Source organism: Bradyrhizobium sp. RD5-C2 (genome assembly GCF_019972155.1).
Lineage (GTDB): Bacteria > Pseudomonadota > Alphaproteobacteria > Rhizobiales > Xanthobacteraceae > Bradyrhizobium.
On record NZ_BOVL01000026.1, the window covers coordinates 261754 to 282391 of the forward strand.

A 20638-nucleotide genomic window follows, 5' to 3' on the forward strand; every position below is an offset into this window, starting at 1 on the left:
ATGCAAGGGGACGACCAATGAACCAGCCCGCATCCGCCTACTTCCTCGAAGAGCGTCACGATCCGAACGAGACGCACACGCTGTCCGTCCTCGTGCAGAACGAGCCCGGCGTACTCGCGCGCGTGATCGGGCTGTTCTCCGGCCGCGGCTACAACATTGAGAGCCTCACGGTTTCGGAAACCGAAAGCCAGAAGCACCTCTCGCGGATCACCATCGTCACCACGGGCACGCCGATGGTGATCCAGCAGATCAAGCATCAGCTCGACCGCATGATCCCGGTCTACCGCGTCGTCGACATGACGCTGACCGGCAGCTCGATCGAGCGCGAGCTCGCGATGGTCAAGGTGAGGGGCGGCGGCGATCACCGCGTCGAGGCGCTGCGGCTGGCGGATGCGTTCCGCGCCCGGGTGATCGACGCCACGACCGAGAGCTTCGTTTTCGAGATCACGGGCAACTCGTCCAAGATCAGTCAGTTCATCGACCTGATGCGCCCGCTGGGCTTGGTCGAGGTGTCACGAACCGGGGTGGCCGCGATCACGCGTGGGCCGGAAGGGATGTGAATCATGTTGGCGCGCGACTGGTACTACACGCAACGGCGGCAGGTCGGTCTCGATACCGCGGTTGCCTCGATCTATGACGTCAGCGAGGACAGCGATGTCCGTGCCCGACAGGCGCTGACCATGCTCGGCGTCAAGCCGGGCTGGCGGATCGCCGATATCGGCTGCGGCAACGGCGTGCTGGCGACCGAGGCGGCGCTGATGGGCGCCGAGGTCGACGCCATCGACATCTCGCCGGCGATGATCGGGCTTGCCGAAATTTATGCGCGCGACCGCAAGGCGAAGATCCGGACCCAGCCGGCCGGGCTGTTGTCCTTTGCCTACCAGCCGAACTCCTACGACGTCATCGTCAGCGAGTTCACGCTGCATCACCTGCCCGACTTCTGGAAGGCGGTGGCGCTGTCGCGAATCTTCAACGCGCTGAAGCCCGGCGCGAACTTCTATCTGCGCGACATGGTGTTCGTCAGCATGCCCGACGGGGTCGATCGCGATGTCGAGGGCTGGGCCGATTTCTCGATCAAGAACCACGATTTCGAGCGCGAAAGCGTGATGACCCATATGCGCGACGAGTACTCGACCTTCGGCTGGGTGATGGAGCGGATGCTGACCGAGACCGGTTTCACCCTGGTCGCCGCCGACTATCACGCGCCGCTGCACGGCACCTATCTGCTGCGGAAGCCGAAGCCGGACGAACAGATCTAGAGCTTGCATCGACAGCGCCAAACCGAACCAAAGAAGAAGAACAATGAAGCCGGCCGATGTTGGCATCGCCGTCATGGTCGCGGTGATCTGGGGGCTTGCGTTCGTCGCGAGCCGGATCGCGCTCGATGAGCTGCCGCCCGAATTGATGACGGCGCTGCGCTTCGGTATCGCGGCGGTGCCGTGCCTGTTCCTGCCCAGGCCTCGGCAGGTGTCGTGGCCGCTTCTGGTCGGAATCAGCCTCACTTTGTTCCTCGGCCAGTTCCTTGCGCAATCCATCGCCATCGCCCATGGCATGCCGGTCGGGCTGACCAGCGTGATCGTGCAGAGCCAGGCGCTGTTCACCATCGGTTTTGCTGCGGTGCTGTTCGGCGAATTGCCGTCGCGGTTGCAGACCGTCGGCATCGGCATCGCCGCGATCGGTCTGCTGATGATCTGCGGCACCGTCGGATACGATTTCAGCGTCGCAGCCTTTGCTATCCTGATGATCTCGCCGGTCTCGTTCGCCATCGGAAACCTGCTGCTGCGGCCGGCGCAGGGCGCGCGCATGTTCGACCTGTTCGCATGGCTGTGCCTGTGTGCCGCGATTCCGTTGTTCGGCCTGTCGCTGCTGACGCTGGGTGCGAAGCCGGTGTGGCAGGCGCTGTCGCACCTGTCGTCCGCCGGCATTGTCTCGATGCTGTTTGTCGGCACCGTTTCCACCAGCATCGCCTATTGGCTGTGGGGCCGGCTGCTCAGGGATTATCCGGCGGCGCAGGTGGTGCCGTTCGCGCTGCTGGTGCCGTTCGTCGGCTCCGCCGCTTCCAGCATGGTGTTCGGCGAGAGGTTCGGGCCGCTGCGGCTAGCCGGCATGCTCACAGTCATCGCCGGTATCGCCGTGATGCTGCTGTCGAAGCGGCCAAAAGCTCTGCCGAAAGTGGCGTGAGGGCACCATGTCGCATTCGCTGATGTTCGCCTTTGTCGTGTTTGCCGTCGTGATGTTCTTCACGCCCGGCCCCAACAACATCATGCTGCTGTCGTCGGGGCTGACCTACGGCTTCCGCCGCACCGTGCCCCACATCGCCGGCATCACGGTCGGCTTCGCCTTCATGGTCGGTGCGGTCGGCGTCGGGCTCGGGGCGGTCTTCATCGCCTATCCGGTGCTGCAGACGATCCTCAAATATGGCGGCGTCGCCTATCTGGTCTATCTCGCAGCCGTCATCGCCATGGCCGAGCCGCCCTCGGCGGACAAGGACGACAGGCCCGGCCGTGGCCCGATGACCTTCTGGGGCGCCGCCATGTTCCAGTGGATCAATGCCAAGGGCTGGGTGATGGTGATCGGCACCATTACGGCCTATGCGGCGATTGCCGCCTTCCCCTGGAACATCGCGATCCAGGTCGGCCTGAGCCTGGCCCTCGGGACGGTGTCCTGCATCGTCTGGGCGCTGTTCGGCACCGCCCTGCGGCCGGTCCTGACCTCGCCCCGGGCGATCCGCGTCTTCAATGTGCTGATGGCCATCCTGCTCTTGGCCTCGCTCTACCCGGTCTTCATGGACGCATGATGCCGCACCGCGCCATGCGAGATGGGGGTTTCCCCTGAGGGGAAAAATGCTCTAGACAACGCCGGAAATTCGCGGGCGCCCGGCGGTTCTGACCTTCCGAAAGCCTGACTCATCGGCCGATTTTGGCCCCCTTCAAAACGAGGAAAATACGATGCGAGTTTACTACGATCGCGATGCCGACCTGAACCTGATCAAGGGCAAGAAGGTCGTCATCGTCGGCTACGGCAGCCAGGGCCACGCCCACGCGCTGAACCTGAAGGATTCCGGCGTCAAGGAAGTGGCGATCGCGCTGCGCAAGGGTTCGGCCTCGGCCAAGAAGGCCGAGAACGCCGGCTTCAAGGTGATGGAAGTCGCCGAAGCCGCCAAGTGGGGCGACCTCGTCATGATGCTGACCCCGGACGAACTGCAGGGCGACATCTACCGCGAGCACCTGCACGACAACATGAAGAAGGGCGCGGCGCTCGTGTTCGCCCACGGCCTCAACGTGCACTTCAACCTGCTCGATCCGCGCGCCGACCTCGACGTGCTGATGATCGCGCCGAAGGGCCCCGGCCACACCGTGCGTTCGGAATATCAGCGCGGCGGCGGCGTGCCCTGCCTGATCGCGATCGCCAAGGATTCGTCGGGCAACGCCCATGACCTCGGCCTCAGCTACGCCTCGGCGATCGGCGGCGGCCGCGCCGGCATCATCGAGACCACCTTCAAGGAAGAGTGCGAGACCGACCTGTTCGGCGAGCAGGTGGTGCTCTGCGGCGGCCTGGTCGAGCTGATCAAGGGCGGCTACGAGACGCTGGTCGAGGCCGGCTACGCGCCGGAGATGGCCTATTTCGAGTGCCTGCACGAAGTGAAGCTGATCGTCGACCTGATCTATGAAGGCGGCATCGCCAACATGAACTACTCGATCTCCAACACCGCCGAATACGGCGAGTACGTCACCGGTCCGCGCATCGTCACGGCCGAGACCAAGGCGGAGATGAAGCGCGTGCTCGCCGACATCCAGGGCGGCAAGTTCGCCCGCGACTGGATGCTGGAGAACAAGGTCAACCAGACCTCGTTCAAGGCGACCCGTGCCAAGCTCGCCCAGCATCCGATCGAGGAAGTCGGCGCCAAGCTGCGCGACATGATGCCCTGGATCAAGAAGGGCGCGCTGGTCGACAAGAGCAAGAACTAAGGCTGGATGCGTAGGGCGGGTTAGCGAAGCGTAACCCGCCGCGCCTCCGCGGAACGAATGGTGGGTTACGCCTTCGGCTAACCCACCCTACGCATCGAATCAAAAAGGGTGGGCGCGTTGCCCACCCTTTTTCTTTGTCGCGACAAAGCAGCGGCAGCTAACCGGCCGCCATCGGCTGCTTCTCGATCCTGTTGTGCAGCTGCCAGAACCGCACGGTGCGCTGTGCGGTTTCCAGCGACAGCCGCTGGTAATCGCGGTGCGCGATCTCGAGCGTCGCATGGTCGATCTGATGCGGCAGCGGCCGCTTGCGCAGGATGGTTTCGACCGTCGGCCAGTTGAGCCGCGCCGAGCGGCACGGGATCAGCAACAGGTCGGAGCGCAGGCCGAGCATCAGGCGCTCGATCATCGCGATCGGCATGTCGTTAAGCACAGCGAGCGCGACCGTGACCTCGTCGAACTTGCCGTCCTCGGCGAATTTGTAGACCGCCGCATCGTCGAGCTCGTTCAGCTGCTTCATCAGCTTGACCAGCTCTTCGGCGATGCCGTAGTTGCGGCGCGGGGCGGCGGCCTCTTCCTGCGCGATGTCGTTCAGCACCTGGCTGATCTCCTCGCGGGCCCTGGGCGATGCGATCGCGAGCAGGCGGGCGCGCACTGTATCCTTGGCGCGCTGCAACAGGTCGCGCAGCAGCTTGGCCGGAATATCGATGCGCAGCCCGAGGATCTCGACCAACTCGTCGTCGCCCTCGGCGCGGGCGACGATCGAGGAATAGCCGTTGTCGGAGAACTGCGCGCCGGCGTTCTTGGCAAGACGCCGGATCACCTTGTCCTCGCCACGGTCGATGATCACGTCGGTGACGGATGCCGGCAGGTTTTCCCGCGCCGAGATCGCGAACAGATGGTCCTGGCCCTTGCTGGCGGCGATCTCGCGCAGTGCGTCGTTTGAGAGGCGGCTGGAGTGGGTCAGCACGTCGCCGGCGACGCCGATGTCGTCGTCCCAGGCGAGGTGCTGAATCACCTCAAACGGCGCATAGTCCAGCGGCGCGAGCCGCTTGCTGAGCTCGGCCCGCGCACGCGTCTCGACGCGCGCGACGAGCAGGCAGAGCACGTCGTCGAACACCTTGACCTGTTCATCGTTGAGGCGGTCGCCGTCGTTCAGGAAAAGATCGGTGACCTGCCGCAGCGTCTGCACGCGCTTGGCGGACGTCCCGTCCCGGACCGCATCCTCGAGTTCGGCAATAATCGATTGTGACGCCTGTTGCGCCATCGATGGGCGACCTTGTTTTTGTTGAATGACACCTGTCCGTGCACCATGCATGGCGTCGTCTTACACCTGCGTTAAGGTGGAACCCGGTGCAAATACGGGTGCATCGCATCCTTAACGGGCTACGACCGGACAGGGCGCAATTGGTGCTTTCGCCGCCATGGCGGTGCGCCTTAAGAGATTATTTAGGACGATGCGCGCCGCGCGACGGCAAATAGCTCGATCGAAGCGGCGCGCCCACGCAACTGCGTCGAGCCGAGCGGCTCGATGACAAAATCCAGGTCCGAAGGCAGCAGGCGACGCAGCTCGCCCGAGATCAGGAGCGGCCGGCCGGCCTCCTTGCAATGCGCCTGCAGCCGCGCCGTGACGTTCACCGTATCGCCGAAATAGGCGATCTGCCGCCGCGAGTCGCCGCATTCGCTGATGACGACAGGGCCGGCATGCATCCCGGCGCGAAACGCCGGCACCACGCCGAACTCCTTGCGATAGCGATCGGCCCGCTTGGCGAGGCGGTCCTCGATCGCGAATACGCAGTCGAGGTAGCGCCGCGACGGCTGGCCTGCGCCGGCCGGCCAGGTCACGATGACCTCGTCGCCGACATAGGCATGAACCTCGCCGCCATGCGCCACGATCGGCTCGTCGATGTCGAAGAAGAAGCGCGTCAAGAGCTCCTGCACGCGGAGCTCTCCCATCGCTTCCGCCAAGGTCGTCGAGCCGACCAGGTCGAGAAATAGCAGAACGCGTTCCTCGCGCACCGGCTGGCGGTAGCGTCCAAGCACGATGTTGAGCAGCGTATGCCCGCCGATCATCCGGACCAGTTCGTAGATCGTCGTGATCGGGATCGAGAGCAGCAGGCCGACCCCGATGATCTTGAAGAAGGTCTCGCGAATCCACTTCGCCTCGAGCCCATGCCCGTACAGCAGGATCTCGAGCACAATCGCAGCGACCGCAACGATAACGGCGAGGATCACGGAGCGGGCAATCAGCTCGACGATGAGCGGCCGCCGCCGCAGCCAGCCGCCACGCGCGGCCAGATAGAGATGCGTGGCCCAGACGATCAGGGTGATGACGGCGCCTTCGAGCGCGCTGCGCGTATAGTTCGCAACGGAGGCCTCGTCGGATTGGTCGAAGACGTAGCGAAACAGCCCGCCGACGAGCAGGCCGAGCACGGCCAAAACGATTGCAGGCGTCACCGTCCGCCGCATGGTCCCTCCATGCCTATGAAATATCCTGCACGGATCGGGAAGGCCAGCCGCAGGCGATTGATATGAACGGGATGTGCTACGGCCGCACTAACGTATGGCCCAGCTACGGCATCCATCGGAAAGGGAAGGCGGCATGAAATCGGCTCTCACGACAGGCCTGTGCAGGCTCGGGCGCTTGGTTGCGGCCGCTTTCATCATCGCCACCTCGTCGGCATGGGCCGGCGATCAGGGCGATCCCGAGCCGTCCTGCGACGGCAATACCTACCAGATGGTCGAGTGCCTCAAGGCCAAGACCGCGCAATGGGACAAGCGGATGAACGTCGCCTATCAGCAAGCGCTGAAGGATGCCGCCGGCGACAAGCAGCGCGACCAGCTGCGCACCGCGCAACGGTTATGGATCCAGTACCGCGACGCGAACTGCCTGTATTACGACCTCGGCGAGGGCACCATCGCCCGGCTCGATGCCGGCGAATGCATGCGCAGCATGACGGAAGTCCGTGCCAAGGAACTGGAAAATCTCGGCCATCAGTGAGCCATCTTCCGGAGTCAGGACCGGGGTCATGACCGACGGAAAGAGCCAGGACGAATTGACCCAGCTTGCCGAGGAGGCGCTGCGCGCCCAGCCCGGCTGCGAGACCGCCCGCGTGCGGGCGGTCGCGGCGCTGCCTGATGCGCAGGTCGGGCGCAACTGGGAGATCCCGAACGTGGTGCTCGGCGACAGCCTGATCAGCGACGTCGACCGCGCGGTGCTGTCGGTGCATCGCCGGCTCGGCCGCAAGTTTCACCTGGTGTGAGGCGGCCGGATTTCAGCTCGCCTGTGCCTGACGTGGCGCAGGCCGCGCGGCCATGCTGACCATCCTGAGCGCGAACACCGCGGCGAGCGGCACCAGGAACAGCGCGTAGAGTGGCATCTCGGGAATCCGCTTGCCGAACGAAACCATGAACTGCAGCAGCAGATAATAGCCGCCGATCAGATGCAGCCTGCGCCAGGCGCGCTGGCCCAGCAGCGCAGCGGTGCGATCGAACGAGGTCGCGGTCAGCGCGATGATGACGAGATAGCCGATGCCGCCGAAGATGTAGGAGACGATAGAGGTGGCGGCGGCGAAGCCGGCCGGGTCCAGCATTGCGAACGCTGATACCGCGACCGCGTGGATGGCGTGCGAGGCGGCGAAGGTGACGCCGAGATAGCGGCGGTTGCGGCGCTGCCAGTGCGTCCAGGCATTCGGCCGGAGCCGCGCCAGCGCCGCCGCGGAGAAGGCGAGGCAGAAGAATAGCAGCGAGGTCCGCGCCGTGAAGCGGATCACCATCCGCACGCCCTCGACCTCGAACTGCCGCATCGCGGCGATCCAGATCGAAAGCCCGATCAGGGTCAGTGTGAGCAGGCCGAACAGCCGCCAGCCCTCGAACCAGTTTCGACGCGTCGTCACATCCTGCCTCCCATCGTTGATGTAATCGCCAGTTACATTTCGCGATGGAGCGCGGTCAATCCGTGTAATCACCGCTTACATTCACAAGCGGGTGATGCTAGAGATGGCGCGATGCGCCGTCCCGCCAAAACCCCACCCGCCAAAAGCCCGTCGGCCGGACGCCGGTCCGCCAAGCCGCGTCCGGCCGTTGCGGCGCGGGCGCCGGCGGCCAAGCCGTACCACCACGGCGACCTCCGCCGGGTCCTGATCGAGGCCGCCATGCAACTGGTCGGCGAGGGCGGGCCGGAGGCGGTCAGTGTGCGCGAAGCCGCCCGCCGCGCCGGGGTTTCGCCGGGCGCGCCGTTCCGGCATTTCCCGAGCCGGGATGCCCTGATGAATGCGGTGGCCGAGGAGGCGCAGCGCCGCTTCCGCGCCGAGATCGTGGCGGCGCTGGCCGATGCACCGCCCGGCGATCCGCTCGGCCGCTTCCGCTGCCTCGGGATCGCCTATCTGCGCTGGGCGATGAAGAACCCGACCCATTTCGAGATCATCTCCAGCCGCCGCTTCTTCGACCACGACCGCTCGGCTGGGGTCTCCAGTGACAATGCGGAGTTGATCGGCCTGACCGAGCGGACGCTGGCCGAGGCCTTTTCAGCCGGCCAGCTTGCGGCGCGCGACCTGAAGCAGGTCCAGATCGCCGGCCGCGCGCTCGTCTACGGTTTTGCACGGATGCATATCGACGGCCATTTACCGCGCTGGGGCGTCGCCGAAGCTGAGGCCGAGCAGATGGCCGCTGACATCGTCGACCTCTTCATTGCCGGCATCGCGAGGCCTGCTGCGAAGGTCTGAGGCGCGTCGCGCCGGCCGGGCGTGCTCCGGGCGGGCAAATTCATTGCGCGTTCATGACGATTCAATTACGTTTTTGTGACACGGCGCAGACTCCGGCTGTGCGGTGTGCCTCCTGGCCTTTGCCAGTCAAGGCCGTGGCATTGCGCCGGGTTTGTATTGCGTCCCACCCATGGCGCCCGCGCCTCAGCAAAACTCGTCCGTTGCCGCGCTGGCCGGCGGTCTCGCCGCGATCGGCATCTGGCGGTTGCTGGCGGTCGCCGCACCGCATCTCGGCGCGCTGATCCTGATGCTGCGGACCGAGACCGATTTCGGCTCGCGGCTCTGCTTCCTGCTCAGCTGGGGAATTCTCAACTTCCTGTTCATCGCGCTGCTGCGCCGGCCGGCGCTGTCGGGCGCGCTGTCGCTGACGCTGGTCGTGGTGCTGGTGCTGCTGTCGCGGTTCAAGCACGACGTGGTGCAGATGACCGCGAACTTCGTCGACCTGATGGTGATCGATCGCGACACCGCGTCGTTTCTGCTCACGATCTTTCCGAACCTGCGCTGGTCGATCATCGGCGCCGGCCTGGTCACGCTGCCGCTGATGTACGCGCTGTGGTGGCTCGACCCGTTCCGCATCCGCCGCCTGCCGGCCGCAGCGGCCTGCCTTGCCTGCACCGCGGCGCTCTCGGGCTATGCCTTCGCCTGGCCGGACGAGGCCTGGCGCGGCTATTACGACGACGGCTATCTGTCGAAATTCGCGCGCTCCGGCGTGACTGCGGTGTCGGACTTCGTCGCCTATGGCTTCATGGAGTCGGATCCGAGTGCGAGCGACCAGCTCAAGGTGCCCCTGGTCGACGCCTGCCATCCCGCCGGGCGGCGGCCGAACATCATCATGATCCATGATGAATCGAGCTTCGACATCCGCGCTGCGTCCGGCGTCAAGGTCCCGCCGGGCTATGGCGGCCAGTTCAAATCCTACGACGGTGTCGAGCGCAAATTCCTCGCCGAGAGCAATGGCGGGCCGAGCTGGTTCACCGAGTACAATGTGCTGGCGGGATTGTCCTCGCGCTCGTTCGGCCGGTTCGCCTATTTCGTCACCCGCATCGCATCGGGCCGCGTCGCGCGCGGCCTGCCGCTGGCGCTGCGCCGCTGCGGCTACGACACGCTGTCGCTCTATCCGGCGTTCGGCGCCTTCATGAGCGCGCGCAGCTTCCAGACCACAACCGGCATCCAGCAATTCTACGACGCGCATGATCTGCACGCGAAGGACGTCGAGCCCGACAGCTTCTTCTACGACAAGGCGCTGAAGCTGATGGCCGAGCAGAAGACGCTCAGCACGCCGCTGTTCACCTTCGTCTATCTCGCCGCCAATCATTTCCCGTGGGAGACGAAATTCCGTCCCGAGTTGCTGCCGGCATGGAAGCGGCCGGGTAACACGCCGTCGGTCGACGAATATCTGCGCCGGCAGGCGATGAGCGCCAGTGACTATGCCGGCTTTGTCGCGGCGCTGAAGAAGAAGTTTCCGGCGCAGCCGTTCCTGATCGTGCGCTACGGCGATCATCAGCCGGAGTTCTCGCCGCAGCTGCTCGATCCCGGGCTCGACGAGGCCGGCATCGGCAAGAAGCTAATGGACTACGATCCACGCTACTACGCGACATATTACGCGATCGACGCCGTCAACTTCGAACCGGTGAAGAGCCCGACGGTGATGGACACGATCGACGCCGCCTATCTGCCGCTGGTGATCCAGGAAGCCGCGGGCATTCCGCTCGATCCGTCGTTCGAGGAGCAGAAGGCGATCATGCTTCGCTGCAACGGCGAGTTCTACGCCTGCAAGGATGGCGCGGAAGCGCGCCGCTTCAACCGCCTGTTGATCGATGCGGGGATCATCAAGGGACTTTGAGAATTCGTCATTGCGAGGAGCGTAGCGACGAAGCAATCCATCTTTCCTCGCATGCGGAGAGGTGGATTGCTTCGCTTCGCTCGCAATGACGGCAAGAGGCTATTTTCCCCCGACCTTCTCCCACAACCAGCGCGCCACGGCGTCGGGCGATGATGATGCGTCGTTGCCCGATGCGCGCAGGTTGGCCTCGCGCATCTCGGCGATGCCGATCTTGTCGAGCAGCGGACGCAGCGCCGCCTTGAGGACCTCGTCGTCGCGCCGCTTTGGCGACAGCAGCACGATCGCGTCATAGGGCGGGATCGCGTGCCTGTCGTCCGCGAGCGCAACCAGGTCGTATTTTGCGATCAGCCCATCGCTGGTGTAGCCCGCGATGACGTCGACCTCGCCGGAGGCAACCGCCGCATACATGAAATCCGGCTGCATCTGGCGCTGGGCGCGGAACGTCAGCCCATACGCCTTCTGGATGCCGGCCCATTCCGGCCGCGAGAAGATTTCATAGTCGCCGGCGATCGACATCGTCGCAGCGTGCGACGCCAGGTCGGCGATCGAATGGATGCCGAGCTCCTCGGCGCGCTTCTTCGGCATCACCAGTGCATAGGCGTTCTCGAAGCCGAGCTCGCCGAACAGCGTGATGTCCTGCTTCGCCAGCGTCGTCTTCAGTTCGCCCAGCAGCTCGGCACGGGGCCTGATGTCGGTGTGGTGGAACTGGTTGGCCCACAGTGTCCCGGAATAGTCGACATAGACGTCGATATCGCCGGCCGCGAGCGCATCGAAGATCACATTGGAGCCGAGTCCGGCGCGGGTCGTCGTCGGCAGTCCGGCCGCTTGTAGCCGCTGCGCCATCAGCGCCGACAGCACGTATTGCTCGGTGAACGTCTTGGCGCCGACGACGTAGCGCGCCTGCTGCCGTGCGATCGCTGGCACCAGCGTCGCCGCGATCAGGGCGGCTATGCCGAGCCCGCCGAGTGCGGTCCGGACGCGGCTGCGATTGCGCAGGCCATTCTCGATCAGCGCCAGCAATTGGTCGACGACGAGCGCGAGCACGGCGGCGGCGAAACAGCCGAACAGCACGAACACCCAGTTCTGGGTCTGCAGCCCCGCGAAGATGTAGTTGCCGAGGCTGGTCTGGCCGATCGGCGTCGACAGCGTCGCGGTGCCGATCACCCACACCGCGGCGGTGCGGATGCCCGCCATCATCACCGGCAGCGCGAGCGGCAGCTCGACCATGGTGAGTGATTGCCGCGGCGTCATGCCGACGCCCTGGGCTGCCTCCAGCACCGCCGGATCGACGCCGGAGAGGCCGGTGATGGTGTTGCGTAAGACTGGCAGCATCGAATAGAGCGCGAGCGCCAGCACCGCCGGCAGGAAGCCGAAGGCGGAGAAGCTGAAGCCGAGCCACGTCGCGGTCAGAGCCGTGAGCGCCAGCAACAACGGATAGAACAGCGCGAGCAGCGCAAGACCGGGCACCGTCTGCACGATGCTGGCAAGCCCGAGCAGCGTGCCGCGCAGCACCGGCCGGTTGCGCGCGATGAGCGCAAGCGGCAGGCTGATCAGAAGTCCGAGCGCCAGCGCGGCGACGCTGACCCGGACATGGTTGCCGAGATAGTCGGGCAGATGCGCAAGCGCCTCGCTCCAGCGTGGATCGCTCATGCCGTGCCGTCCCGCGGCAGCAATGCGCCCAGCCGTTCCGCCTGTCGCCGCGGCGTCCGCAAGAGTTCGCCGACATAGGCATCGGTGTTGGCCGCGAGCTCCGCCGGCGTGCCCAAAGCGAGCAGCTTGCCGCCGCGCATCACCGCGATACGGTCGGCCAGCAGCAGTGCTTCGGTCATGTCGTGGGTGATCATGACTGTGGTCAGTCCAAGCTCGCGGTGCAGTGTGCGATAATCGTCGCCGAGCGCGTCGCGGGTCAGCGGATCGAGCGCGCCGAACGGCTCGTCCATCAGCACGATGCGCGGCTTCGCAGCCAGCGCACGCGCGACGCCGACGCGTTGGCGCTGACCGCCGGAGAGTTCGTGCGGCAGGCGGTCGCGATGTTGGGCGCGGTCGAGCCGCACGAGGTCGAGCAGCTCGTCGACCCGTGCCGAGATCTCGGCCTGCGGCCAGCCGAGCAGTTTTGGCGTGATGCCGACATTGTCGGCGACGGTGAGATGCGGAAACAGTCCGCCACTCTGGAAGACATAGCCGATACGGCGCCGCAGCAGGATCGGGTCGATGCGGCTGACGTCTTCGCCCTCGACGGCGATCCGGCCGCGGTCGGCCTCGATCAGGCGGTTGGCGAGCCTAAGCAGCGTCGTCTTGCCGGAGCCCGAGCCGCCGACAACAGCCAGGAATTCACCCTCGGCGACGTCAAGCGAGACGTCGTCGACCGCCACCACGCGACCATTGTCAAAACTCTTGCCGACATGCGCGTAGGCGATCAGCGGCGTTGCAGGCATTCTCGTGCCATTCCTGGGCGACCTCACGTCTCACCATCGTGAACGACAGTGATAGCCCATAAAATGGACTTTGACTTGAGGTGCACGCGCCTGCGTCACGCGGCTTTCGCAGGCTGTTCCAGTTGGGCGCGCGAAGTGGTCAGCCCCTTCCGGGGCTGTGAGCACACATCACACTTCGTTCTTGGGGACGTACTTGCCCATGATGCACTTATAGCTCTGCAAGCGCCAATCGTGATACGGCCCCTTGGCGAGCCAGTCGGCGATGCCGATTTGGGCGTTCACGGCGCAGGCGCCCATGGTGATGCCGGATTGGTCGCTGTTGGTGACGACCTTTTCCATGCAGAGCTGAGCATTGCAAAGGATGGCGACGAGCGTAACGAGCATGATGGTCTTTATCCGTAGGATTAACCCGGTCTGAACCGAATCATGCACGGTTCATGCCATTATCAGCGACTTTGGTGTCACAGCCGGCAAGACCGGAAAAGTACGGCGGACCGAATCACGCGCTCGCCGGCGCGTAGCCGCACGCCCGCAGATACGCTATAGTTCTCCCCAACTACGACGTGAGATCGGGGGCGAGTGAGGAACGTTGCGCTGTCGGGGGCTGCATCGATGATGACGTTACCTGAGTTGGCGGCAGGCGCTTTGGAGAAGTTTCTCGCCACGCATGTCAGCCGCACCTTCGGGGCTTCGCAGGCCCGCTTTGGCGAACTCCTGCCGGCCGCAGCCCGCATTGCGCTTGAATGCATCGGCAACAGCGATGCGCTCTACCACAATGTCGAGCACACGATGCTGGTCACGCTGGCCGGGCATGACATCATCCGCGGTCGCGCGCTGCACACCCATGTCACCGCGGAGGATTATACTCACACGATCATCGCGTGCCTGACGCACGACATCGGCTATGTGCGCGGCCTGCTGAAGGGCGATGGACCGGATGGATATGTCATCGATGCCTCCGGCAACAAGGTGGTGCTGCCGCGCGGCTCGTCGGATGCCGGCCTGATGCCGTATCACGTCGATCGCTCGAAGCTCTATGTGCTCGACAGGCTCGAGGCGGTGCTTCCGCTCGATCGCGAGCGCGTCGCACGCAACATCGAGGGCACGCGGTTTCCGGCGCCGGAAGGCCAGCAATATGACGACGAGGCGGCGATCGTCCGGGCCGCTGATTTCATCGGTCAGCTCGGCGATCCCAACTACATCAGGAAAGCCAACGCGCTCTATCACGAGTTCGAGGAGGTCGGCATCAACCGCCAGCTCGGCTATGAATCGCCGGCCGATATCGTCGACCGCTATCCGCAATTCTACTGGAATATGGTTGCGCCGCACATTCAGGGCGCCATCAACTGCCTGAACATGACGGCAAGCGGCCGTCAGTGGATCGCGAACCTCTACAGCAACGTCTTCCGCGCCGAGCGCGAGGTCACGCTGTCCGGCCCGCAGATCTGAGGCACGGCGCCAGCGGCGCGGCCTTTCAGCACGGCTCGCCTGCATTCCCCGGTCGATTGCGGAGCGTCCACATTTCGGCCCGCTTCATCGTTGCACAGTCCGTGGAAATCGGCGACCTTGCGCCATGGACCTCTCCATTGACCGTGTTCTCGATCGTTTCAGCATGATCTCCCGTTTCGCTCAATTGATTGCGATTGCTATCGTGTGCTGGCCCGCGCTCGCCGTGGCCGCCGGCCCGGTCTACGACGTCGACCTGTATGCGTTGATGTCGGGCACCTGCCGCAATGTCAGCGTCGCCGGCCGCAGCTATACCTGCAAGGCGGTGGCCTACTTCCACACCCTGCGCGGCCGTTCCGAGTTCACCGTGGTGCTCGACGATCCCGCCGACAAGAGCCATATCGTCTCGTTCTCCGGCGAGAGCACCGAGCGCACCCAGGACAATCTGTTCGAGCTCGCGGTCGACCGCATGTTGCTGAAGTCGAGCGACCGTCCGCGTGTCGATGGCTTGCCGGTGCCGCTGGTCGAGATGTCGACAGGCTCCTGCCGTCAGGTCGGAAGCTTCATCACGCGGCAGGTGTCGACCATCACCTGCGCCGCCACCGACCAGAACGGCAAGCGGTACGAGCTGAGCTTCGAGTCGGACGGCTCGCCGATGACCTTGCGCCGGCTGCGGCAATCGACGCTGCCGTCGGAACGGCAACGGGCGCGCCAGATCGCGCAGCTCGAATGCCGCCTCAAGGCGCGGGCCGCGCAGGTTCTGCCGCGGGACACCACGGCCTTCATGATCCGTTGTCTCGGTGAGGACGACGGCAAGCCGGCCGGCGAACAGCGATAGCCGCGCGCCCGGCGTTGCGGAGCAAGCTCGAGGAGAATTCGATGCGCTTGAAATTCGCCATCATCGCCGCCATCGGCGTTGGCATCGCCTCGCCCTCCGCCGCGCAAATGTACGATCCGAATTATCCGGTTTGCCTGGAAGTCTATGGCGGCAGGCTGACGCCCGAGTACATCGATTGCAGCTTCACGTCGCTTCCGCAATGCAAGGCGACGGCGTCGGGACGATCGGCGACATGCTCGGTCAATCCCTACTACAAAGGCCCAAAAAAGCCGACCAGGGAGCGGGGGCAACGACAGCGCCAGCCCGCCGACTAGGGCGCCGTCGCGTCGCCAGCGCAGTTGACCAGCTCCGGCTGTTGCGGGGAAGCCTTCGAACGACAAGGAGAGACCGATGCGCCTGAAACTGTTCGCGATCGCCGCATTTGCGGTCGCCCTGGCAGGACCTGCCGCCGGGCAGGCCTATGATCCGAACTATCCGGTGTGCATGCACGTCTATGGCGGCCGATTCGGTGGCGGCAACTATATCGACTGCAGCTTCACCTCGATTCCGCAATGCCAAGCGAGCGCGTCGGGCCGGGGCGCGATGTGCTCGGTGAATCCCTTCTTTGCGCCGCCGCCGCCTCCGAAGCGCCGGGCGCATCGCCGCCATCACGCCCACTGACGCGCGCGCACGAGGCTGGTCGGACGCCTGCCTCACACCGGCACGCTCAAGGCGTCGTAGGTGAACAGCCAATCATAGCGCTCGCGCACCCGGTCCGGTTGCCATTCGCGCGAGACATAGGCGTCGGCGCCTGCGGCATCGGCGAGCGCCGGATTGTGGAAGCGCCTGGCATTCTCGGCGGACTTCGTCACGATCATGTTCGTCCGCGTCAGCCGCGCGGCCTGATAGCGCTGCAACGCCTCTTCGGGCGGGAAGCATTCGAGGCAGCGAGCCAGCACCATGCCGTCCTCGATCGCCATGTTGGCACCCTGGGCCAGGAACGGCAGCGTCGGATGCGCGGCGTCGCCGAGCACGCAGGCCCGCCCGACGGCGAAGCGACCGAGCGGGTCGCGGCCAAGCAATGCCCATTTGTAGGGAATATTGAGGTTGTCGATGATGGTATGGATGTCCGGATGCCAGCCGGCAAAGGCATTGGCGCAGGCCTCGCGCGTGCCGCGTTCGGTCCACGACTCGACCGACCAGCTTTCGCCCTCGAAGATGCCGACGAAGTTCAACAGCTCGCCGCGGCGCACCGGATAGGTGATGACATGGCCGCCGGGGCCGACCCAGTTGGTGCCGACGTCGCGCCTGAGGCTCGCCGGCAGCCGCTGCATCGGGACCAGGCCGCGCCAGGCGGCCACACCCGCGAAGAATGGTTTTGTGTCGCCGCCAATCTGCCGGCGAATTTCGGAGTGCACGCCGTCGGCGCCGATCACGGCGTCGCCGCGGCGCCACTCGCCATTGGCGAGATGCAGCCGGATGCCGTCACCGTCCTCGTCAAATCCGGCGCAGCGGCTGTTGAGATGCAGACGTCCTGGTGCCCGTGCATTGAATGCGTCGACCAGCACGCGGTGAAAGTCGCCACGATGCACCATCCAGTACGGCGCGCCATAGATCGCCCGTAAGGAGGCGCCGAGGTCGAACAGCTTCCAGGTCCGCCCGGTGCTGAACAGCCGGATCTCCTTGCCCGAGGGCTCGCAGGCGATCGCCTGCATGTGTGGCTCGAGGCCGAGCGCAATGAGGACGCTTGTGCCGTTGGCGCTGAGCTGGACGCCGGCGCCGAGCTCGCGCAGCTCCGATGCCTGCTCGAAGATCTCAACCTCGATCCCACGCTGCAGCAGCGCCAGCCCCGCGACGAGGCCGCCGATCCCGGCGCCGGCAATCAGGACTTTTGGCCTGCGGTTTGCGTTCACGCGATCCATCCGCCGCTATCTGCGCGTGACAAGGAAGTCATCGGTGAACTCGCCACGCGAGATCTTGACCGGGATCTCACCCTCGCTGCCGATCTCGACGAGCTCCGAGCCGGACTTGTTATCCTCAGGCGTCAAGAGCTCGATGCGCTCGGCGATCCGCTCGGCCTGCCAATCGGTCAGCTTCCAGGCAAACCGGCCGCCGAGATCGCGCATGCCGAATTGCTCGTCGGCGGGCAAGAGCACCAATTCGTTGCGCGAGACGGCGCCGGGAATGTGCTCCGCCACGGCAGCGGCTTGCGGATTCTCTGCAAAGCGCCGCAACAGACTTGCCAGCGCGGCAAGATCCGCAGCCTCGCCGAGGAACAGGAACAGCGGATGGAAATCGCTCGGCATGTATTCAAATCGCAGCATGATCGATGGTCCGTTGGCTGGAACTAGTCGCTGAGCACCTCGACGACGTCCTGGGCATGGCAAAGCTCCACCGTGCCGACATCGCCCGGACGGGCAGGGGACTCCAGATAACGCACCTGCAGCCACTGGCCGTCGTCCATGTTCTCCACCACCCCGGCGACGATATCAGCCTCCAGTTTCAGCCGCGTCCCGACCTTGATCGCCGTCACGTCAATCATCGCACCACACCTTGCTCAGAAGAACGTGGTGAGATTTTTGGCCAGCAGGATATTCTGTTCAAGCAATATCTCGCGCCTCGCGACCTTCCAGCCGTCGTCGGTCAGGCGCAGCGCGTCGTTCCGGCGTCCGACGAAGATGTAGGTCTCGTACTCGACGCGGTTCTGGTAGACGAGAAAGCGGCTCGTGACATCGAGCTCCCGCGCCGCGGCGATATCCGGCCGCGCGCCCTTGATCTGCACGTTGCTGACCATGTGCGTGATCCGCGACAGCGGCTCCTCGGCGTAGTGCACGCCGGTCAGGATCTGTTCGACCCGTTTGGTCAACGTCCACTTGTCCTCGTCGAACCAGCTGATGCCTTCACCGCGCTTGGTGTTCTCGCGTGCGGCCTGCTGGCCGAATTTTACATTGCGGCGGATCGGCATGAAGTAGCTGACATCCTCGGCGAGCAGCGCGAGCCAGTCGCGGAAACGCCGGTCATCGAGCAGGTCGGCCTCGTGGTAGTAGAAATCCTCGACATCGGCCTTCAGCCGGTAGTAGGCCGCCGAACGTTCGATCGTGGCACCGGCAGCCTGCGCTTGCTTGTCGTGATCCTGAACAGTCATCGTCATCGGCATCTCCTCATCGGGGATCGCGGGGTTGTCAGGTTGCCGGGGCGGGTGGAATCGGCCCGCCCTGTTGCGCGAAGCAGCCGACGTCGATCACGGTGCCGGACAGCGTTTCCGCTTCCGGCGACAGCAGGAAGGCCACGACATTGGCGATGTCGTCGCCGGCGGCGACCCGGCCCGCGGCGGTGCCCGGTGCGCCCTTGCCGAAGCGCGCCGCATCGCCGCCGACCCGGCCAAGGCTCATGCCGCTGACGATGCCGCCACCACCAGGGATCACGGTGTTGACGCGGATGCGCTGGTGGAAAAAATCGTAGGCCATCGCGGCGCTCAGCGCGACGACGCCGCCTTTGCTCGCGCTGTAGACCGCCATGTTCGGCTTGCCCCAGCCGGCGCCAGATCCGATATTGACGATCGAACCGCCGCCCTGCGTGATCATGTGCGGGATCGCCGCGCGGCTGGTGAGATACGGTCCCTTCAGATTGACGGCGATAATGCGATCGAACAGCGCCTCGTCGGTGTTGAGCACGGTGCCGAGCGGGCCGATCGCGGCGTTGTTGACGACGCCGTCGATGCGGCCGTACCGCGCCATGGCCTGTGCGACCACTCTGCCGACATCACCCGATTGCGACACATCGGCTTCCATCAATTCGGCGGACAGGCCTTCGCGATCGAGCTCCTCGCGCAGGGCCGGAATGGCGTTCTGTGCGGTGCTCGAGACCTGCGGCGCCTCGAGGCCGAACGCCACCACCGCATGGCCGCGGCGCGCGAGGCCGAGCGTGATCGCGCGGCCGATGCCGAAGGTGCCGCCGCTGACCAGGACGGTTTTTCGGGGCGCGGTCATTCTGCGGCCTCCCGGTTGCCTGCGGGGGATCCGAGCAGCTCGTGCCAGCCGCTTCCCTGCATGTAGCTGGACCAGCGGCGATAGAAGCCGCGCGCGATCTGCTCGGTGACTTGCGTGGAGACATCGCCGCCGAGCGGATGATCGCTCACGTAGGCACCCATCGACTGCTGATAGTTGAAGGGATAGCGCCGCGCGACCGTGCCGGTGCTCGCCGCGGTCGCATAGAGCCAGTTCTCCATGTCGTCCTGTTCGGTCATGCCGGCCGGGCCGGAGTAACGCATGTAGTAGTGGCGCAGATAGTCCTTGGCTTCCTGTGGCGCGTCCTTGTCGACCAGGAAGAAGCGCCAGCCTTCGGTCGAGGTCGGGCTGTGCGGATGCCAGGCGCAAAGTCCGCGAGGCTGACGACCGTGATAGGAGGTGTTGGGGAAGATCGTGCCGACGAAGGGCAGCAGCCGCGCGCCTTCGCCGAGCCGCCGCTTGCGCTCCTCGAAACAGTGCCGGAAGTATTGTTCGAGGATCGGATTGTCGAGGAAGGACTCGGTGTATTCGTTGGCTTCCGGCTGGATCGCGCTGTGCACGCCGTGGCCTCCCGGAAAGCTGATCCAGACGTGCTGTGCCTTCTCCAGTTCGTCGTCGCGGCGGCCCTTCTTGCCGGCCGCAGCGCTCGGCCCGATGCCGATCAGATCGACCGAGCGGTGGCTCGGATTGTGATAGGTGTCGCCGAGGAAATTCTCGGCGGCGAATTTCCAGTTGGCGGGGAATACCCATTTGTGGACGCCGATCACCTCGGAGCCGCCCTCGCGGCCGTCGCGGCAGTCGAGCGCCTGGTCGAGATGGATCCTGGCATCGCCGAGATAGGTGATGAAGTCGGGCGCATCCTTGTCCCAGGTCGCCCAGATCGAGCCCTTGTAGTTGCAGAGCTTCGCCACCGAGACCAGCGAGTTGGCCTCGCGGTCGAGCACGCCGTCATAGAGCGTCCGGTGCAGCGGAACACCCTGCAGCTTGCCGTCGGTGGTGTAGGTCCAGCTGTGATACGGGCAGGTGAACAGCGAGGTGTTGCCCTGCTCGTAGCGGCAGACCTTCATGCCGCGGTGCCGGCACGAATTCAGGAAGACGTGGATCTCGCCCTTCTTGTCGCGGCAGAGGATGACGGATTCCTCACCCATCCGCGAGGTGTAGAAGTCGCCGGGATTGGGCACGAGGCTTTCGTGGCCGACCAGCAGCCAGGCGCGGGTGAAGACCTTGTCGAGCTCCTGCCGGTAGATATCGGCGTCCACGAAGATCTCGCGGCTGATGAAGCCGCCCTTGATGTCAACAAGCTGATCGAAATCGTTGCGAAGCGGCATCGGCGTCTCCTTGTTCTTCCCTGCGCGACCGTGC

At 65.0% G+C, this 20638-nt stretch carries 25 protein-coding genes; 13 read left to right on the forward strand and 12 right to left on the reverse strand.

Annotated features, from left to right (window positions below; all coding sequences use genetic code 11):
• Window positions 1–17 precede the first annotated feature (17 nt).
• The 5 genes from ilvN (at window position 18) to ilvC (ending at window position 3968) form a co-directional block, all read left to right on the forward strand.
• Window positions 18–560 carry an acetolactate synthase small subunit gene (gene ilvN, locus BraRD5C2_RS32970; RefSeq protein WP_016841057.1) on the forward strand — a complete coding sequence of 181 codons (543 nt, stop codon included), beginning with the start codon at window positions 18–20 and terminating at the stop codon, window positions 558–560.
• A 3-nt stretch (window positions 561–563) separates the two neighbouring features.
• Window positions 564–1259 (forward strand): class I SAM-dependent methyltransferase, encoded by a 696-nt coding sequence (locus BraRD5C2_RS32975; RefSeq protein WP_212310478.1) that lies wholly within the window; start codon window positions 564–566, stop codon window positions 1257–1259.
• 43 nt (window positions 1260–1302) lie between these two features.
• Window positions 1303–2181, forward strand: a complete 879-nt coding sequence (locus tag BraRD5C2_RS32980) for an EamA family transporter (protein ID WP_223975543.1) — start codon at window positions 1303–1305, stop codon at window positions 2179–2181.
• A 7-nt stretch (window positions 2182–2188) separates the two neighbouring features.
• Complete coding sequence (locus tag BraRD5C2_RS32985; protein ID WP_223975544.1) at window positions 2189–2797, forward strand: LysE family translocator; 609 nt, start codon at window positions 2189–2191, stop codon at window positions 2795–2797.
• 151 nt (window positions 2798–2948) lie between these two features.
• On the forward strand, window positions 2949–3968 hold the full coding sequence (gene ilvC, locus BraRD5C2_RS32990) for a ketol-acid reductoisomerase (protein ID WP_223975545.1): 1020 nt from the start codon (window positions 2949–2951) through the stop codon (window positions 3966–3968).
• 157 nt (window positions 3969–4125) lie between these two features.
• On the opposite strand, the gene BraRD5C2_RS32995 is transcribed toward ilvC, so the two are convergent.
• Entirely contained in the window at window positions 4126–5232 is a 1107-nt protein-coding gene (locus BraRD5C2_RS32995; RefSeq protein ID WP_223975546.1) for a DUF2336 domain-containing protein, read from the reverse strand.
• Window positions 5233–5414: 182 nt separating this feature from the next.
• Window positions 5415–6434: an adenylate/guanylate cyclase domain-containing protein gene (locus tag BraRD5C2_RS33000; RefSeq protein WP_223975547.1), complete on the reverse strand. Its 1020-nt coding sequence runs from the start codon at window positions 6432–6434 to the stop codon at window positions 5415–5417.
• 133 nt (window positions 6435–6567) lie between these two features.
• Between BraRD5C2_RS33000 and BraRD5C2_RS33005 the strand changes: the two genes are divergently transcribed.
• Window positions 6568–6966 carry a lysozyme inhibitor LprI family protein gene (locus BraRD5C2_RS33005; RefSeq protein WP_223975549.1) on the forward strand — a complete coding sequence of 133 codons (399 nt, stop codon included), beginning with the start codon at window positions 6568–6570 and terminating at the stop codon, window positions 6964–6966.
• A gap of 28 nt (window positions 6967–6994) precedes the next feature.
• Window positions 6995–7228: a hypothetical protein gene (locus BraRD5C2_RS33010; protein WP_223975551.1), complete on the forward strand. Its 234-nt coding sequence runs from the start codon at window positions 6995–6997 to the stop codon at window positions 7226–7228.
• A gap of 12 nt (window positions 7229–7240) precedes the next feature.
• Here the strand turns inward: BraRD5C2_RS33010 and BraRD5C2_RS33015 are convergent, their stop codons facing one another.
• The gene (locus BraRD5C2_RS33015; RefSeq protein WP_223975553.1) at window positions 7241–7861 is read right to left on the reverse strand and encodes a hypothetical protein; all 621 of its coding nucleotides are present in this window, start codon (window positions 7859–7861) and stop codon (window positions 7241–7243) included.
• A gap of 111 nt (window positions 7862–7972) precedes the next feature.
• On the opposite strand from BraRD5C2_RS33015, the gene BraRD5C2_RS33020 reads away from it, so the two are divergent.
• Window positions 7973–8689: a TetR/AcrR family transcriptional regulator gene (locus BraRD5C2_RS33020; protein ID WP_223975555.1), complete on the forward strand. Its 717-nt coding sequence runs from the start codon at window positions 7973–7975 to the stop codon at window positions 8687–8689.
• Between the two features lie 169 nt (window positions 8690–8858).
• A complete protein-coding gene (locus tag BraRD5C2_RS33025; RefSeq protein ID WP_223975557.1) occupies window positions 8859–10571 on the forward strand; it encodes a sulfatase-like hydrolase/transferase in 1713 nt (570 codons plus the stop codon).
• 99 nt (window positions 10572–10670) lie between these two features.
• Here BraRD5C2_RS33025 and BraRD5C2_RS33030 read toward each other — a convergent pair whose 3' ends face one another.
• The 3 genes from BraRD5C2_RS33030 to BraRD5C2_RS33040 all read right to left on the reverse strand — a co-directional run bounded on the left by BraRD5C2_RS33030 (window position 10671) and on the right by BraRD5C2_RS33040 (window position 13390).
• Window positions 10671–12221: an ABC transporter permease/substrate-binding protein gene (locus BraRD5C2_RS33030; RefSeq protein ID WP_223975559.1), complete on the reverse strand. Its 1551-nt coding sequence runs from the start codon at window positions 12219–12221 to the stop codon at window positions 10671–10673.
• On the reverse strand, window positions 12218–13006 hold the full coding sequence (locus BraRD5C2_RS33035) for an ATP-binding cassette domain-containing protein (RefSeq protein WP_223975561.1): 789 nt from the start codon (window positions 13004–13006) through the stop codon (window positions 12218–12220). Before BraRD5C2_RS33035 ends, BraRD5C2_RS33030 begins: the two co-directional genes overlap by 4 nt.
• A gap of 168 nt (window positions 13007–13174) precedes the next feature.
• Window positions 13175–13390 (reverse strand): hypothetical protein, encoded by a 216-nt coding sequence (locus tag BraRD5C2_RS33040; RefSeq protein WP_021077148.1) that lies wholly within the window; start codon window positions 13388–13390, stop codon window positions 13175–13177.
• Between the two features lie 228 nt (window positions 13391–13618).
• Here BraRD5C2_RS33040 and BraRD5C2_RS33045 point away from each other — a divergent pair, with 228 nt between their 5' ends.
• The 4 genes from BraRD5C2_RS33045 to BraRD5C2_RS33060 all read left to right on the forward strand — a co-directional run bounded on the left by BraRD5C2_RS33045 (window position 13619) and on the right by BraRD5C2_RS33060 (window position 15950).
• Window positions 13619–14455, forward strand: coding sequence for a metal-dependent phosphohydrolase (locus BraRD5C2_RS33045; protein ID WP_223975563.1), 837 nt, complete (start codon window positions 13619–13621; stop codon window positions 14453–14455).
• Window positions 14456–14579: 124 nt separating this feature from the next.
• On the forward strand, window positions 14580–15290 hold the full coding sequence (locus BraRD5C2_RS33050; protein WP_223975565.1) for a hypothetical protein: 711 nt from the start codon (window positions 14580–14582) through the stop codon (window positions 15288–15290).
• Between the two features lie 41 nt (window positions 15291–15331).
• Window positions 15332–15604: a DUF3551 domain-containing protein gene (locus BraRD5C2_RS33055; RefSeq protein ID WP_223975566.1), complete on the forward strand. Its 273-nt coding sequence runs from the start codon at window positions 15332–15334 to the stop codon at window positions 15602–15604.
• Window positions 15605–15680: 76 nt separating this feature from the next.
• Window positions 15681–15950: a DUF3551 domain-containing protein gene (locus tag BraRD5C2_RS33060; protein ID WP_223975567.1), complete on the forward strand. Its 270-nt coding sequence runs from the start codon at window positions 15681–15683 to the stop codon at window positions 15948–15950.
• Window positions 15951–15982: 32 nt separating this feature from the next.
• On the opposite strand, the gene BraRD5C2_RS33065 is transcribed toward BraRD5C2_RS33060, so the two are convergent.
• Genes BraRD5C2_RS33065 through BraRD5C2_RS33090 form a run of 6 tightly spaced genes read right to left on the reverse strand, consistent with a single transcriptional unit; the run spans window position 15983 to window position 20604 of the window.
• On the reverse strand, window positions 15983–17182 hold the full coding sequence (locus BraRD5C2_RS33065) for an FAD-dependent monooxygenase (RefSeq protein WP_223975568.1): 1200 nt from the start codon (window positions 17180–17182) through the stop codon (window positions 15983–15985).
• Window positions 17183–17197: 15 nt separating this feature from the next.
• Window positions 17198–17593 carry a hypothetical protein gene (locus BraRD5C2_RS33070; protein WP_223975569.1) on the reverse strand — a complete coding sequence of 132 codons (396 nt, stop codon included), beginning with the start codon at window positions 17591–17593 and terminating at the stop codon, window positions 17198–17200.
• 23 nt (window positions 17594–17616) lie between these two features.
• Entirely contained in the window at window positions 17617–17811 is a 195-nt protein-coding gene (locus BraRD5C2_RS33075; protein WP_223975570.1) for a hypothetical protein, read from the reverse strand.
• Window positions 17812–17826: 15 nt separating this feature from the next.
• On the reverse strand, window positions 17827–18420 hold the full coding sequence (locus tag BraRD5C2_RS33080; protein WP_223975571.1) for a 3-phenylpropionate/cinnamic acid dioxygenase subunit beta: 594 nt from the start codon (window positions 18418–18420) through the stop codon (window positions 17827–17829).
• 31 nt (window positions 18421–18451) lie between these two features.
• On the reverse strand, window positions 18452–19258 hold the full coding sequence (locus BraRD5C2_RS33085; RefSeq protein WP_223975572.1) for an SDR family NAD(P)-dependent oxidoreductase: 807 nt from the start codon (window positions 19256–19258) through the stop codon (window positions 18452–18454).
• Window positions 19255–20604, reverse strand: coding sequence for an aromatic ring-hydroxylating oxygenase subunit alpha (locus tag BraRD5C2_RS33090; RefSeq protein ID WP_223975573.1), 1350 nt, complete (start codon window positions 20602–20604; stop codon window positions 19255–19257). The genes BraRD5C2_RS33085 and BraRD5C2_RS33090 overlap by 4 nt, the downstream gene beginning before the upstream one ends.
• Between the last annotated feature and the right edge of the window lie 34 nt (window positions 20605–20638).